The following is a 13,521-nucleotide window of genomic DNA, read 5'->3' as shown; positions in this document are numbered from 1 at the left end:
CATGTCGTCGGCTCTTCCATCCAGCAGCCTGCGCCTCTATGGCATGCAGGAGCGCGCGAACCACCTCGACTTCGACATCCGCTTCGAAGGCGCGCGCGACGTGCTCGCGCGCCCGCACCGGCACGAGTATTTCCAGATCCAGGTCAGCATCCACGGCGGCTCGCAACAGGTAGTTGGCGGCGCGGTGCGGCCGTTCACCGCGGGGCACCTGAGCTTCGTGCTGCCTTACCGCGTGCACGTGGTGCCGCATCCGCCCGGCGCGCGCTATGCCATCGTGAACTTCGACCAGGGCTTTCTCTGGCCCGAACTCGCGGTCGAGGCGCTCGACCTGGAGGAGGTGCCGGCCGCGCGCCAGCCGGAGCTCGCACCCTTCCTGTTCCAGGAATACATGGACTTCCACTTCGGCGATGCCGATTTCGCGCGCATCCTCGGATGGCTCGATGAGCTTGCCGCGCTGAACCGCGGGCGGCGCTTCGGTGCCGTGGGCGCGATCCGCGGCATCCTGCTGCAGCTGATGGCGCTGGTTTGCCACCGGCACGAGGCGCCGCTGCTCGCGCAGGCGGCGCTGCAGAGCGGCCGCAGCGCGGGCCACGATGCGCTGCAGCGCGTGATGCGCTACGTGCGCGAGCACCTGGCCGAGGAGATGTCGCTCAACGACGCCGCGGCGGCCGCCATGCTTTCGCCCAACTACCTCGCGCACCTGCTCAAGAAGCAGACCCAGCGCACCTTCACCGAACTCGTGACCGAGCGCCGCCTGGAGCGCGCGAAGGAACTGCTGGTGACCTCGAACGCCCGCATCGGCGACATCGCGCGGCAGTGCGGCTTCGGCGACGCCGTGTACTTCAGCCGCCGCTTCAGGCTGCAGAGCGGCGTCACGCCGCGGCAGTTCCGCAGCCAGGCGGATGCCGGGCTGGCCACTGCCACCCAGGCGCTTTCGAGCCGCTAGGGCCGCGCGCTGCGAAGCGCCTCGGCCATCGCATCCACGATGGTCGCGTTGGCCGCATCCTGCAGCCGTACCACGCCCACGGGCGGCAGGTTCCACTGCAGGCGCTGGGGCATCACGCGGGCGCCGCTCGCGTCGGCCACCTCCTGCGCAATGTCGTCGGGCAGGATGGTGATCGCGTCGGGCATGTGCCGCAGCACCGACACCAGCGTCTTGTGCGCGTAGGCCTCCAGCAGGGGCACCGGCACCGGCTGCCCGGCCGAGGCGAAGATCGAATGGATCATCTGGCGGATCGGCGTGTCCGCCGGCGGGAAGATCCAGTGCAAGGACACGAAGGCCTCCCAGTCGAGCCCGCGCCGCAGCAGCCGCTGGGCGGCCGCGCGCGACACCACGAGGCGCGGTTCCTGCTCGTAGAGGAACTGCTGTGCCAGCCCAGCTTCGGCGCTGGCCGGCGTGAAGCGGCAGATCGCGCAGTCCAGCGTGCGCGCCCGCACGGCCTGCACGAGCGCATGGGTCGTGGCCTCTTCGACCACGAAGCCCAGGCGCGGCCGCACCGCCAGCAGGTGCTGCCAGACGGCGTCCTGCGTGACGCGCGAAAGAAAGGGAATGACCCCGATGCGCAGCCGTCCCTGCAGCCCGGTGCCGAGCGCGGCCAGGTCCTCGCCCAGCGATTGCGCATCGGCCAGCGCAACCCGCGCCCGCGCCAGCACCAGCAGGCCCGCGGCCGTGGGCTCCAGCCCGCGCCGGCCGCGCGTGAACAGCGGCGCCATGAAGATGTTCTCGATCTCGCCCAGCGCGCGCGTGACGGTGGGCTGGCTCAGGCCGAGATGCTGCGCCGCGCGGCTGACCGAGCGCTGGCGCTCGAGTTCCGCGAGAAGGGCGAAGTGGCGCAGCTTGAGCCGCGGCGTGAGGTGTTGCAGTGTCGGCGCCGGCATGCCGCCGATCCTATGCGAGAGCCATAGCAGCCAATGCATGGATTCATCAGAAAATATGCAGAAGCAGCTATTCGTTGTTTCTACACTCGGCCGGATGTTCACGACCCGTCCTGAAATCGCCGGCACCTTCGGCGTCGCCTCTTCGACCCACTGGCTGGCCTCGCAGACCGCGATGGGCGTGCTCGAGCGCGGCGGCAACGCCTTCGACGCCGCCGTGGCCGCCGGCTTCGTGCTGCAGGTGGTGGAGCCGCATCTCAACGGCCCCGGTGGCGAGGTGCCGATCCTGCTGTGGAGCGAACGCGAGCGGCGCATGCATGCCGTCCGCGGACAGGGCTGCGCACCGGCCGAGGCCAGCGCCGCGGCGTTTCGCGCGCTCGGCTTCGAGCAGGTGCCGGGCATCGGCCTCCTGGCGGCCACGGTGCCGGGTGCGTTCCCTGCCTGGCTCACCATGCTGCGCGAGCACGGCACCTGGTCGCTCGCCGACGTGCTCGCTCCGGCGATCGGCTATGCGCGCGACGGCTTTCCGCTGGTGCCGCGCGTCGCCGAGGCAATTCTTGCCGTGCGCGGCCTGTTCCTCGAACACTGGCATTCGTCGGCCGAGGTGTGGCTGCCCGGCGGCAAGCTGCCCCAGCCGGGGTCGCTGTTCCGGCTGCCGGCGCTGGCCGCCACCTACAGCCGCATCGTCGAGACCGCCGAGCGCGAAGGCAGCGGCCGCACCGGCGTGATCGATGCGGCGATCCGCACCTGGCAGCAGGGCTTCGTGGCGCGCGAGATCGACAGCTACTGCCGCGGCACGGCCGTGCGCGACAGCAGCGGCGAGGCGCATGCCGGCCTGCTGCGCTACGAGGACATGGCCGCATGGCGCGTTGCCACCGAGGCGCCGCTCACGGCGCAGTTCGGCCGCTACACGGTCGCGAAGTGCGGCTTCTGGAGCCAGGGGCCGGCGTTCCTGCAGCAGATCGGCATGCTGCGCCATGCGGGGCTCGAGCAGCATGCGCCTGGCACGGCGGGCTTCGTGCACCGCATCACCGAAGCCGCCAAGCTGGCCCTGGCCGACCGGCTGGCATGGTATGGCGCGGCGTCCGGCGCGCGCGCCGATGCGCAGCAGGCGCTGCTGTCGGATGCCTACCTGCGCGAACGCTGGGCCATGGTCGATCCAGGGCGCGCGTCCGATGTGCTGCGGCCCGGCGAGCCGCTCGGCCTTGCGCCGCGCCTGCCCGACCTGGACGTGAGTGCGCGAACCCTGCGCACGGCCGACACGCGCTTCGGCGTCGGCGAACCCACTTTCGCCGCGCTGCCGCCGGTCGCCGAATGGGCGGAGCGCGAGATCTTCGTGGGCGACACCTGCCACATCGACGTGATCGACCGGCACGGCAACATGGTCGCGGCCACGCCTTCGGGCGGCTGGCTGTCCTCGAGCCCCGCGATTCCGGCGCTGGGCTTCGCGCTGAACACGCGGTTGCAGATGAGCTGGCTCGACGAGGGGCTGCCCAGCTCGCTCGAGCCGCGCGTCGCGCCCTGCACCACGCTGTCGCCGTCGATGGCGCTGCGCGACGGCGAGCCCTGCATGGCGTTCGGAACGCCCGGTGGCGACCAGCAGGACCAGTGGTCGGTCGGCTTCTTCCTGCGCCATGCGGTGCACGGCCTCAACCTGCAGCAGGCCATCGACGCGCCGGCCTGGCACGTCAAGCATGCCCCCGGCTCCTTCTGGCCGCGCCAGACCACGCTCAACACGCTCACGCTGGAATCGCGCTTCGACCCCGAGACGCTCGAACAGCTGCGCGCAATGGGCCACCAGGTGCAGGTTGGCGATGCCTGGTCCGAAAGCCGCATGTCCGCCTGCAGCCGCGAACACGACGTGCAGGGCCGGCTGGTGCTGCGTGCCGGCGCCAACCCGCGCGGCATGCAGGGCTATGCCGTGGGCCGCTGATTTCCATCTCGTCTTGCTTCAACTTCCTCACCTTCGTTCCAAGGACATCACCATGCTCCAACGTGCCTTGCGGGGCCTGCTTCTGCTGGCCCTCTCATGCGCCGCGCAGGCCGCGCCGGCCACCTACCCCGAGAAGCCGATCACGCTGGTCGTCCCCTGGGCCGCCGGCGGCTCGACCGACATCCTGGCGCGCGCCATTGCCGAGCAGCTCGGCAAGTCGATGGGCCAGCCGGTGGTGGTCGACAACCGCGTCGGCGCTTCCGGCAACATCGGCTCCAACTTCGTCGCCAAGGCCAGGCCCGACGGCTACACGCTCCTGATCGGCTCGATGAGCACGCACGCGATGAATCCCGCGCTGATGCCCGGCATGCCCTTCAAGGGCGCGGATGACTTCACGCCCATTGCGCTGGTGGCCAACGTGATCAACACGATGGTGGTCAACCCCTCGGTGCCGGCCAAGGACCTGCGCGAGTTCATCGCCTATGCCAAGGCCAACCCCGGCAAGCTGGCATACGCCTCGGCCGGCGGCGGTTCCACCAACCACCTGAGCGCCGAGATGTTCAAGAAGGCGGCCGGCATCGACATGCTGCACGTGCCCTACAAGGGCGGCGCGCCGGCGGTACTCGACACCGTGGCCAACCAGACCCAGGTGCTGTTCTCCGCCGGCACGCAGACGCTGCCGCACGTCAAGGCGGGCAAGCTGCGCCTCCTGGCCGTGACGGAGCCCAGGCGCTCCGCGCTGCTGCCCGACACGCCCACCGTCGCCGAGACGCTGCCCGGTTATGAGATGAGCGTTTGGTACGCCGCATTCGGACCGGCGGGCATGCCCGCCGAGCTGGTCGCGCGGCTCAATGCCGAAATCAACAAGGCCCTGGCGGTGCCCGAGGTGCGCGCCCGCATGGATGCGATCGGCGTCGAGCTGGTGAAGAGCACGCCCGAGCAGCTGGCCGCCGCGTTGCGCAGGGACACCGAGCGCTACGGCAAGGTCATCAAGGACCTCGGGATCAAGCTTGACTGAGGGGCTGTCCACCGAAGTGTGCGAGCGGCTGTGCGACGCTTTGCCGCGGGCCGCCACGGTCGATGCCGCGCTGGGGCACATCGAGTCGGCGCGCCGCGCGCTGCTCGGGCCGGGGCTGCTCACGGTGAACCTGAACGCGACGGCCCCGGGCGATCCGCCGGACGAAGTGCAGCTGCAGCGCCTCTGGTCATCCGACCCGCAGGCCTACCCGGTGGCCGGCCGCAAGCGCAAGACGCTCACGCCATGGACGCAGCAGCTGCTGCTGCGCGCCGAGGTCTTCGTCGGTGAAGGGGAGGCGGCGCTGGCCGAGGTGTTCGACGACCACGCCCTCATTGCCGCGCTGGGCCTGCGCGCGGTGGTGAACGTGCCGCTGCTGGAAGACGGCCGATGCGCGGCCACCTTCAACGTGCTCGGCACACGCGCGCGCTGGACGCCGCAGGAGATTGCGCTGGTGCGGCTGCTGGCCCTGCTGGCCACGCCGTGGGTGCTGCGCGCGCGCCGCGATGTGCGGGCATCGGAGCTGCCGGGCTCTCGGCCTCCCTTCACCGTCGCGTAAGTCCTAAGTCCTATAGGCATTCGCCGCGCGCAGACTTGCGCTTGCCGGTCCCGTGGCCGGCAAAGCACAAGGAGCGGCATGGCTGCACTGGACCGGATCGGCTGTCATCGCTGCGGGCGCGTTCGCCTGCATGCCGATGCGCCATGTCCGGCCTGCGGTGCGGCGCCTGCCGCGGGAGCGGCGGTGGCGGGCGCGAGCGAGCCCTTCGTCGGGCGCCGCGGCGAATTGCAGCTGGCGCACGATGCGCTCGGCGGGGCGCTGGCCGGGCGCGGCCGCGTCGTCATGCTGAGCGGCGAGGCCGGCATCGGCAAGACGCGGCTCGCCCAGGAGGTGGCGACGCTGGCCCTGCGGCGCGGCATGCTGACCCTGTGGGGCCGCTGCCTCGAGGAACCCGGCGCGCCGCCTTTCCTGCCGTGGAGCCGCGCGATGCAGGCCTGCCTGCGGGCCTGCCGCGACGAGCGCCTGCCCGCGCTGCTCGGGCGCGAGGCCGCCGCGGCGGTCGAGATCGCGCCCGAGCTCGCCGGGCGGCTGCCCCCCGGCATCGCGCTGCCGGCGATCGGCGAGGGCGACCAGGCACGCTTCCGGCTGTTTGCCTCGATCACGCATTTCTGGCGCCAGGTGGCGACGCTGCGTCCGCTGCTGCTGATCCTGGACAACCTGCACTGGGCCGACGCCTCGTCGCTGCGGCTGCTGGCCTTCATCGCCCAGGACGTCGGCGAATCCCGCATCCTGCTGCTCGGCTCCTACCGCGAGGCCGGCCTGTCGCGCCAGCATCCGCTGGCTGCCACCCTGGCCGAGCTGCTGAACACCCGGCAGTTCTGCCGCCTGCCGCTGCAAGGGCTGAGCCTCGAGGAAACCGAGCGGATGGTGGCCGCGGCCAGCGCCGTGACGCCGCCGCCCGCCGTGATCGCGACCATGCATCGCCGCACCGAGGGCAACCCGCTGTACCTGGTCGAGACGCTGCGCTTCCTGCAGCAGGGCCCCTGCGGCAACGACCCGCACGCCGCCGCGGCGCGGGCCGAGACCGTGCCGAGCGGCATCCGCGCGGTGATCGGCCAGCGGCTCAACCAGCTCTCGGCGCCGTGCTGCGAACTGCTCGCGATCGCCGCATGCATCGGCCGCGACTTCGACTTGCCGCTGCTGGCCGAGCTGGCCGGCGCCGGCAGCGAGGCCGCGTTGCTAGGCAGGCTCGACGAGGCGCTGGCGCAGCGCGTCATCGAGGCCGTGCCGCCCGGGCCGCAGTACCAGTTCAGCCACGTGCTGATCCGCGAGGTGCTCTATGACGAGCTGCCCGCGGCGCGCCGCGTCGCGCTGCATGGGCGCATCGCCGAGTCGCTCGAGGCGCGCCACGCCGGGCGGCTCGACGCGGTGCTGGCGCAGCTCGCCTACCATGCGGCCGCGGCCCTGCCCGCGGGCAACGCGGCGCGCGCGCTGGACATCGCGCAGCAGGCCGCCGCGCGCGCCGTGGCGCTGATGGCGCACGAAGAAGCCCTGCGCTGCTACCGCCTCGCGCTGCAGTTGCAGGAGCGCTGGCTGCCGGCCGAGCGCGCGCGACATGGCGCGCTGTTGCTGGCGCTCGGTGCGGTGCAGATGCATGCCGGCGAGAACGACGCCAGTGCCGCCACCTTCCTGGAAGCGGCCACGCTGGCGCGCACGCTCGGCGACGCGGACCTGTTCGCGCAGGCGGCGCTCGGCTTCGAGAACAACGGCTGGCGCATCAGCCGCCCGGGCGAGCAGGCGGCGGCGCTGCTCGAAGAGGCGCTGGCGCCGTCAGACGGTTTCGACGCCGCGCTGCGGGTCGATCTGCTGGCCGCGCTGTGCCGCGCCTGCATCTTCTGCGGCCGCCAGCCGCAGGCCAACGCGGCGCAGCACCAGGCCGTTGCGCTGGCGCGCGAACTGGCGATGCCGCACCCGCTGTTCAAGGCGCTGGCCGCGATCCTGCCGGCGCGCGCCGATCCCGCCCAGCTCGACGAGCGCCTGCGCTGCGCGCGCGAGGCACTCGAAGTGGCCGAGCATGCCGGCCACATGGAGTGGGTCGACGCGCTGGCCGGCTGGTACTTCGGCGACCTGGTCGAGAAGGGAGAACTCGCCGCGGCGCGCCCGCTGGCGCAGGTCCATGCGCGGGTGGCGGATGCGATCCGCCAGCCCTTCATGCAGGCCATGGGGCTCGCCAGCCTCACGCTGCTCGCCGCCTACGAGGGCCGCTTTGCGGATGCCGAACGGCTGGCCGGCCAGACCTTCACGATCGGGCAGCGCTTCCTGCCCGGCAATGCGCAGGGCGCCTACAGCCTGCAGATCTTCGTGCTGCGGCGGCACCAGGGCCGCCTTGGCGAGGTGCTGCCGGTGCTGCGCGGCCTGGTCGGCAGCGTGCCGCGCGACAGCCTCTGGCAGCCCGGCCTCGCACTGATCTGTACCGAGCTCGACCTGCACGAGCCGGCCCGCGAGGCCTACGAGGCACTCGCGGCCGACGGCTTTGCCGGCATTGCGCGCGACGGCATGTGGCTGACCAACACCGTCTTTGCGGCCGAGGTCTGCGCCCGCCTCGGCGACCGGCCGGGCGCGGCGCTGCTGTACCGGCTGCTCGCGCCTTACGCCGGCCGCAACGTGGTGACCGGCACCAACATCGCCTGCTTCGGCGCCGTGGACCGCTACCGCGGCATGCTGGCCGCGCTGGCCGGCGACGATGCAAAAGCCGCGGCGCATCTGGAGGCCGCGGTCGCGCTGGACGAGCGCTGCGGCGGCCGCCCCTGGCTGGCGTACAGCCGCTTCGAATGGGCGCGCTGGCTGGCCGCGCGCGGCGATGCAGCGGCCGCGGGCACGCAGCTCGATGCGGCACTTGCGCTCGGCCGCGAACTGGGCATGGCCAGCCTGGCGCGGCGCTGCGAGGCGCTGCAGCGCGAACTGGCAGGCGCCGGCGCGATGCCGTCCGCGTCCCCCGAGGGCCTGAGCCGGCGCGAGCTTGCCGTGCTGCGGCTGCTCTGCGCCGGCTGCAGCAACCAGGCGATCGCCGAGCGCCTGTTCATCAGCCCGCACACGGTGGCGCACCACGTGCGCCACATCCTCTCCAAGACCGACTGCCGCAGCCGCACCGAAGCCGCGGCCTGGGCGCACCGCCACCGCGTCGCCGAGGGCCTGGAGCCATCCTGATTGCCGGGGTGGCCCGGCGCGAAATGGTCAATTCGGGCGATGCGCGGCCGCGCGCCCAGGCCTAACTTCGGGTCTCGGGCTCGGCGCCGCCGGGCCCTCAACCCGAAGGAGTGCGCCCCATGCCTGCAACCCTGTACGAACGACTTGGTGGAGAGGAGCGCATCCAGCGGCTCGTCACCGACGTCGTCGAGAACCACTACACCAACCCGCTCATCCGTTCGCGCTTTGCGAACAGCAACCGCGCCGAGGTCGAGCGCCATGTGGTCGAGTTCCTCTGCTCCGGCAGCGGCGGCCCGCAGTGCTACACCGGCAAGGACCTGGTGTCGGCCCACAAGGGCATGAACATCAGCGAGCAGGAGCTGGTCGCCGCAATGGACGACATCGTCGCGGCCATGACCAAGAACGGCTACGACCAGGCCGAGAAGAACGAGGTGGTCGCGATCCTCTATTCGCTCAAGGGCGACGTGGTGCGGCTGTAGACGCAGCCGCAGCTCTCGCTCGCGCTCCGGCGGCGCTTCGCCGGTGACACGGAAGGAAAGGAAGCTCACCATGACACGCCAGCCATTTGCCGCCTGGGCGATCGGCGCCGCCCTGATCGCGGGCATCGCCACCAGCTGGGCCCAGTCCGGCGATCACCGGATGATCTCGCCCGCCGACCTCAAATGGGCCGATGTTCCCTCGCTGCCGCCCGGCGCGAAGCTCGCGGTGATCGAAGGCCCGATGAGCGAGGCCGTGCCTTTCACGGTGCGCCTCAAGGTGCCGGCCAATTACCGGATTCCGTCGCACTGGCATCCGGCCGTCGAGCGGGTGACCGTGCTCTCGGGCACCTTCCACATGGGCCTGGGCGACAAGCTCGACATGCAGAAGTCGATGCCGGTGGTTGCGGGCGGCATGATGATCCTGCAGCCCAAGACGCCGCACTTCGCCTGGACCAGCGAGGAAACGGTGGTGCAGCTGCACGGCACCGGCCCCTGGGGCGTGACCTACGTCAATCCGGCGGACGACCCGCGGGCAAAATGAACTTCAGGCCGACAGGAGGTCGGCCGGCAGCGGCGGCGGGCGCAGCTCGCCGACCTCGACCACCACATCGGCCGGCAGTCCGTTGCGCCGTGCCGCCTCGCGGATCGGCTCGATGCCGGGGGCTTCGTACAGGCAGTACGTCTTCTTCTTGTCGGCGCTGAGGAACGAATACAGCCAGCGCACGCCGACGTCGTCGTTGACGCGGATGATGCCGGCCGCGGCCTCGGGCGAGACCTCGAGTTGATCCGCAAAATTGCGCTCGATCAGATAGAGAGGCATGGCGGCTCCTTCGTCGTGAGGAAGTGCCATCGTAGTACGGCGGGCCGCAAAAACCTAAGATGTGCCCTTCATGGACACATCCCCTGACAACCCGGCGCGCCCGCGGATCTACCTTGCCGGCCCCGACGTCTTTCGCCCGGACGCCAGGGAGCACTTCGTGCGGCTCGCGGCGGCCTGCGACGCGCTGGGGCTGGCGGCCCTGCTGCCGGCCGACGGCAACGAGGAGCCGGCTGCACAGGCGCCGGAAATGCAGATCTTCCAGGCCAACATGCAGCGCCTTCGCGGCGCCGACGGCGTGGTGGCCAATCTCGCGTGCTTCCGCGGCCTGGAGCCCGATTCGGGCACGGTGTTCGAGGTGGGCGCCGCGGTGGCGCTGCAGATTCCGGTCGTGGCCTACGGCGTGCCCGCAGGCAGCTATGCCGACCGTGCCCGCGCGGCGCTGCAGTGCGCGCCCGATGCGGCCGGGGTGCTGCGCGAGAGCGGCAGCGGCATCGCGGTGGAGGACTTCGGGCAGCCGCTGAACCTCATGCTGGCCTGCTCGATCCACATCGCGCCGACGCCGGAAGCGGCGCTGCAGAAGATGGCGGAACTGCTCGCCGCACCGGCGCGCTGAGCCGCCCGGGGAAGGGCGCCGCGGCTACTTCGCCGCCACCTGTTCCACCGGTGCCACCAGGTGCTCGAGCATGCGCCGCGCATTGAGCGGCAGTTCCTGCGACGAGCGCACGCATGCCATCAGCGTGCGCTCGGCCCAGGCGTCGCCGAGCGCGGCGCGCGCGATCTTCATCGAGCGGGCGCAGCGTTCGGCCGCCGTCTGCGGCACGATGCCCACGCCGATGCCATGCGCCACCATGCGGCACACGGCCTCGAAGTTGCCCACGCGCACCCGGTACGCCAGGTGCTTGCCGAGCGCGCGGGCGTGCTGCGTGAGCAGCAGCTGCAGCGCACTGTCGGCGGGCAGGCCGACGAATTCGCTGTCGATCACCTCGGCCAGCATCACGCGCCGGCGCCCGGCCAGCGCATGGCCGCGCGGCATCACCAGCACCAGGTCGTCGCGGCGGAACGGATGGCATTCGAGGCCCTCGGTGTCGATGGCGTCCGAGACGATGCCGATGTCGCAGCGGCCGCCGCGCAGCGCATCGACGGTGTCGGGGCTGGGGCGCTCCTCGAGGTCGACCGAGATGCGCGGATGCTGCATGAGAAAGCGGCTCAGCACCTCGGGCAGGTGCTCGGTCAGCGCCGAGGTGCCGCACATGAGCCGCACATGGCCCTTGAGGCCCTGGCCGTACTCGCCGAGCTCGCCGCGCAGGCGCTCCATCTGCTGCAGCACGACGCGCGCATGGTGCAGCAGCGTGCGGCCGGCCTCGGTCGGGCGCACGCCCTGCGCATGGCGCGTGAGCAGCGGGCTGCCGAGGGCGTCTTCCATGCCGCGCACGCGCTGGCTGGCCGAGGCGAGCGTCATGTGCGAGCGTGCCGCGCCGGCCGTGAGGCTGCCGGCCTCGACCACATGGAGGAAAAGCCGCAGGTCGGTGAGATCGAATCGCATGGTGAGGCCGCAAGGTAGCACGGGAGCCTCAGCCTGTGCCTGAGGCCGGCTGCGCGAATGCCGCATTTCCAGGCGCGGCGGTGGCCGGCAGACTGCGCCGCAATGACGATTTCGAATGATCTTGCAGAACTGGCAACGGGCCACTGGGCGGCGGCCACCCTGGTGTTTCTCCTGGCCGGCGTGGTCAAGGGCGTGATCGGGCTCGGGCTGCCGACGGTGTCGATGGCGCTGCTTGCGCTCTGGATGCCGCCGGTGCGCGCGGCGGCGCTGCTGATCGCGCCATCGCTCGTCACCAACCTCTGGCAGACCGGGCCGCGCGCGAGCTTCTGGCCGGTGCTGCGCCGCATCGGCGGCCTGCAGGCGGGCATCGTGGCGGGCACCCTGGGCGGCGCACTGTGGCTCGGCGTGCCGGCGGGCGAAGGGGCCTCGGTGGCGCTGGGCGTGGCGCTGGTGGCTTACGCGCTCTGGGGCCTCACGGGACGGCAGCTGCAGGTGCCGGCGGCGCACGAGCGCTGGCTCGGGCCGGTGGTGGGCGCCGCCACCGGGTTGGTCACGGCGGTGACCGGCGTGTTCGTGGTGCCGGCCGTGCCCTATCTGCAGGCCCTGGGCTTCCAGCGCGATGCGCTGATCCAGGCGATGGGCATTTCGTTCACCACCTCGACCGTGGTGCTTGCCATCGGGCTCGCGGGCAACGGCGGCTATCCGGTGGCGGCGGTGGGGGGATCACTCGCGATGCTGGTGCCGGCCCTCGGCGGCATGGCGATCGGCACCTGGCTGCGCAAGCGGCTGCCGGTGGCGGTGTTCAGGCGCTGCTTCCTGGCCGGGCTGGCGCTGCTGGGGCTCTACATGGTGGTTCGCGCGCTGGCGTGAGCCCGAAGCACCTGGCGACGAGCCCTAGGCTGCGAGCAGGGCCGCGCGCACGCGCTCGATGGCCTGCCGGTAGGGCAGGGTGAAGCTGGCTGTGTCGTCGCCGGCCGCGAGCCAGCTGAACGAGAACACCAGGCCGTCTTCCTCGGGGCTGCCCATGGCCACGTGGTCGAAGGTTTCGGGCAGCGGGCCATCGGCGCGCATCAGGAACAGGTGCCACAGCTGGGGGTGGCGCAGCGTATTGCCTTCGATGCCGGCTTCGCAGTCGCGCTGCAGGGTGCCGAGCGGCTGCAGCTCGCCGACGTGGTCGATGCCCGATTCCTCCAGCAGCTCGCGCCGCACCGCCACCTCGGGCGATTCGCCGGGCTCGACGGTGCCCTTGGGCAGCTGCATGTTGCCGTCGCCGGGGTGGCGGAACACCAGCAGCCGGCCCCTGGCGTCGACCAGGCAGGCGCAGGCCTTCAGGATCGGGCTGGTGCGGCCGCTGCTGCTGTCGTTCATCAGGCGTTGTTCGCGAGGGCGGCCTTGACGGCGGCGCTCACCTGGCCCATGTCGGCCTTGCCTGCGAGGCGGGTCTTGACCGCGCCCATCACCTTGCCCATGTCGCCGGGGCCCTTGGCGCCCAGTTCGGCCACGATGGCCTTCACTTCGGCGGCCACCTCGTCGGCGCCCATGCGCTGCGGCAGGTAGACCTCGAGCACCTTGATCTCGGCCGATTCCTTGTCGGCCAAGTCGGCGCGGCCGCCGGTGGTGAACGCGGCGATCGAGTCCTTGCGCTGCTTGACCATCTTGTCGACGATGGCAACGACCATGGCATCGTCGAGCTCCACGCGCTCGTCGACTTCCTTCTGCTTGAGCGCGGCCAGCAGCAGGCGGATGGTGCCCAGGCGCTCCGAGTCCTTGGCGCGCATGGCGGTCTTCATGTCTTCGGTGATCTGTTCTTTGAGTGTCATTCGGCACAACCTTTCGGAAAAAACAAAAGCCGCGGCAGGTTTCCCTGGCGCGGCTGGGGCAACGGGGCTGGCGGCGACTTTCGTCGGCGGCCGGGCCCGGGTGTTGCTTAGTACAGCTTCTTGGGCAGCTGCATGCTGCGCACGCGCTTGTAGTGGCGCTTGACGGCGGCTGCCTTCTTGCGCTTGCGCTCGGCGGTCGGCTTTTCGTAGAACTCGCGGGCACGCAGGTCGGTCAGCAGGCCGAGCTTTTCGATGGTGCGCTTGAAGCGGCGCAGGGCGACGTCGAAAGGCTCGTTTTCTTTAACGCGGATGGTGGTCATTGATGAATCG

15 protein-coding genes are annotated in these 13,521 nt (G+C 71.3%); 9 read left to right on the top strand and 6 right to left on the bottom strand.

Annotation, left to right across the window (positions count from 1 at the left end):
• Position 1: 1 nt before the first annotated feature.
• Complete coding sequence (locus AC1DMS_RS15670) at positions 2–946, top strand: helix-turn-helix transcriptional regulator (protein ID WP_412511391.1); 945 nt, start codon at positions 2–4, stop codon at positions 944–946.
• Here AC1DMS_RS15670 and AC1DMS_RS15665 read toward each other — a convergent pair.
• Positions 943–1,878, bottom strand: coding sequence for a LysR family transcriptional regulator (locus tag AC1DMS_RS15665; RefSeq protein WP_062366385.1), 936 nt, complete (start codon positions 1,876–1,878; stop codon positions 943–945). The two genes, AC1DMS_RS15670 and AC1DMS_RS15665, sit on opposite strands and share 4 nt — an antisense overlap.
• Positions 1,879–1,972: 94 nt before the next feature.
• Between AC1DMS_RS15665 and AC1DMS_RS15660 the strand changes: the two genes are divergently transcribed.
• The 6 genes from AC1DMS_RS15660 to AC1DMS_RS15635 all read left to right on the top strand — a co-directional run bounded on the left by AC1DMS_RS15660 (position 1,973) and on the right by AC1DMS_RS15635 (position 9,549).
• On the top strand, positions 1,973–3,808 hold the full coding sequence (locus AC1DMS_RS15660; RefSeq protein WP_478181343.1) for a gamma-glutamyltransferase family protein: 1,836 nt from the start codon (positions 1,973–1,975) through the stop codon (positions 3,806–3,808).
• A gap of 52 nt (positions 3,809–3,860) precedes the next feature.
• On the top strand, positions 3,861–4,826 hold the full coding sequence (locus AC1DMS_RS15655; protein WP_062366389.1) for a Bug family tripartite tricarboxylate transporter substrate binding protein: 966 nt from the start codon (positions 3,861–3,863) through the stop codon (positions 4,824–4,826).
• Entirely contained in the window at positions 4,819–5,382 is a 564-nt protein-coding gene (locus tag AC1DMS_RS15650) for a GAF domain-containing protein (protein WP_244883753.1), read from the top strand. Before AC1DMS_RS15655 ends, AC1DMS_RS15650 begins: the two co-directional genes overlap by 8 nt.
• A 78-nt stretch (positions 5,383–5,460) precedes the next feature.
• Positions 5,461–8,529, top strand: a complete 3,069-nt coding sequence (locus AC1DMS_RS15645; protein WP_478181342.1) for a helix-turn-helix transcriptional regulator — start codon at positions 5,461–5,463, stop codon at positions 8,527–8,529.
• A 119-nt stretch (positions 8,530–8,648) separates the two neighbouring features.
• On the top strand, positions 8,649–9,008 hold the full coding sequence (locus AC1DMS_RS15640) for a group I truncated hemoglobin (protein WP_062366395.1): 360 nt from the start codon (positions 8,649–8,651) through the stop codon (positions 9,006–9,008).
• Positions 9,009–9,078: 70 nt separating this feature from the next.
• Positions 9,079–9,549, top strand: a complete 471-nt coding sequence (locus tag AC1DMS_RS15635) for a cupin domain-containing protein (RefSeq protein WP_018906353.1) — start codon at positions 9,079–9,081, stop codon at positions 9,547–9,549.
• 3 nt (positions 9,550–9,552) lie between these two features.
• On the opposite strand, the gene AC1DMS_RS15630 is transcribed toward AC1DMS_RS15635, so the two are convergent.
• A complete protein-coding gene (locus AC1DMS_RS15630) occupies positions 9,553–9,828 on the bottom strand; it encodes a DUF4242 domain-containing protein (protein WP_012748641.1) in 276 nt (91 codons plus the stop codon).
• A 70-nt stretch (positions 9,829–9,898) separates the two neighbouring features.
• Here AC1DMS_RS15630 and AC1DMS_RS15625 point away from each other — a divergent pair, with 70 nt between their 5' ends.
• Entirely contained in the window at positions 9,899–10,441 is a 543-nt protein-coding gene (locus AC1DMS_RS15625; RefSeq protein WP_038107903.1) for a nucleoside 2-deoxyribosyltransferase, read from the top strand.
• A 24-nt stretch (positions 10,442–10,465) separates the two neighbouring features.
• On the opposite strand, the gene AC1DMS_RS15620 is transcribed toward AC1DMS_RS15625, so the two are convergent.
• A complete protein-coding gene (locus tag AC1DMS_RS15620) occupies positions 10,466–11,371 on the bottom strand; it encodes a LysR family transcriptional regulator (protein ID WP_012748639.1) in 906 nt (301 codons plus the stop codon).
• Between the two features lie 102 nt (positions 11,372–11,473).
• Here AC1DMS_RS15620 and AC1DMS_RS15615 point away from each other — a divergent pair, with 102 nt between their 5' ends.
• Positions 11,474–12,241 (top strand): sulfite exporter TauE/SafE family protein, encoded by a 768-nt coding sequence (locus tag AC1DMS_RS15615; RefSeq protein ID WP_478181341.1) that lies wholly within the window; start codon positions 11,474–11,476, stop codon positions 12,239–12,241.
• Between the two features lie 24 nt (positions 12,242–12,265).
• Here AC1DMS_RS15615 and AC1DMS_RS15610 read toward each other — a convergent pair whose 3' ends face one another.
• The 3 genes from AC1DMS_RS15610 to rpsU form a co-directional block, all read right to left on the bottom strand.
• A complete protein-coding gene (locus AC1DMS_RS15610) occupies positions 12,266–12,739 on the bottom strand; it encodes an NUDIX domain-containing protein (protein ID WP_278880448.1) in 474 nt (157 codons plus the stop codon).
• Complete coding sequence (locus tag AC1DMS_RS15605; RefSeq protein WP_018906356.1) at positions 12,739–13,191, bottom strand: GatB/YqeY domain-containing protein; 453 nt, start codon at positions 13,189–13,191, stop codon at positions 12,739–12,741. Before AC1DMS_RS15605 ends, AC1DMS_RS15610 begins: the two co-directional genes overlap by 1 nt.
• A 107-nt stretch (positions 13,192–13,298) precedes the next feature.
• Positions 13,299–13,511: a 30S ribosomal protein S21 gene (rpsU, locus tag AC1DMS_RS15600; protein WP_007833691.1), complete on the bottom strand. Its 213-nt coding sequence runs from the start codon at positions 13,509–13,511 to the stop codon at positions 13,299–13,301.
• Between the last annotated feature and the right edge of the window lie 10 nt (positions 13,512–13,521).

The organism is Variovorax sp. 05T418 (assembly GCF_056396385.1).
Note: the sequence above shows the minus strand (reverse complement) of the source record. Positions and strands in the feature narration are given on the sequence as shown.

Bases quoted from the DNA above. Each gene is read 5' to 3' on its own strand.
- AC1DMS_RS15670 (WP_412511391.1), top strand. From the start codon at position 2: ATGTCGTCGGCTCTTCCATCCAGCAGCCTGCGCCTCTATGGCATGCAG.
- AC1DMS_RS15665 (WP_062366385.1), bottom strand. From the start codon at position 1,878: ATGCCGGCGCCGACACTGCAACACCTCACGCCGCGGCTCAAGCTGCGC.
- AC1DMS_RS15660 (WP_478181343.1), top strand. From the start codon at position 1,973: ATGTTCACGACCCGTCCTGAAATCGCCGGCACCTTCGGCGTCGCCTCT.
- AC1DMS_RS15655 (WP_062366389.1), top strand. From the start codon at position 3,861: ATGCTCCAACGTGCCTTGCGGGGCCTGCTTCTGCTGGCCCTCTCATGC.
- AC1DMS_RS15645 (WP_478181342.1), top strand. From the start codon at position 5,461: ATGGCTGCACTGGACCGGATCGGCTGTCATCGCTGCGGGCGCGTTCGC.
- AC1DMS_RS15640 (WP_062366395.1), top strand. From the start codon at position 8,649: ATGCCTGCAACCCTGTACGAACGACTTGGTGGAGAGGAGCGCATCCAG.
- AC1DMS_RS15635 (WP_018906353.1), top strand. From the start codon at position 9,079: ATGACACGCCAGCCATTTGCCGCCTGGGCGATCGGCGCCGCCCTGATC.
- AC1DMS_RS15630 (WP_012748641.1), bottom strand. From the start codon at position 9,828: ATGCCTCTCTATCTGATCGAGCGCAATTTTGCGGATCAACTCGAGGTC.
- AC1DMS_RS15625 (WP_038107903.1), top strand. From the start codon at position 9,899: ATGGACACATCCCCTGACAACCCGGCGCGCCCGCGGATCTACCTTGCC.
- AC1DMS_RS15620 (WP_012748639.1), bottom strand. From the start codon at position 11,371: ATGCGATTCGATCTCACCGACCTGCGGCTTTTCCTCCATGTGGTCGAG.
- AC1DMS_RS15615 (WP_478181341.1), top strand. From the start codon at position 11,474: ATGACGATTTCGAATGATCTTGCAGAACTGGCAACGGGCCACTGGGCG.
- AC1DMS_RS15610 (WP_278880448.1), bottom strand. From the start codon at position 12,739: ATGAACGACAGCAGCAGCGGCCGCACCAGCCCGATCCTGAAGGCCTGC.
- AC1DMS_RS15605 (WP_018906356.1), bottom strand. From the start codon at position 13,191: ATGACACTCAAAGAACAGATCACCGAAGACATGAAGACCGCCATGCGC.
- rpsU (WP_007833691.1), bottom strand. From the start codon at position 13,511: ATGACCACCATCCGCGTTAAAGAAAACGAGCCTTTCGACGTCGCCCTG.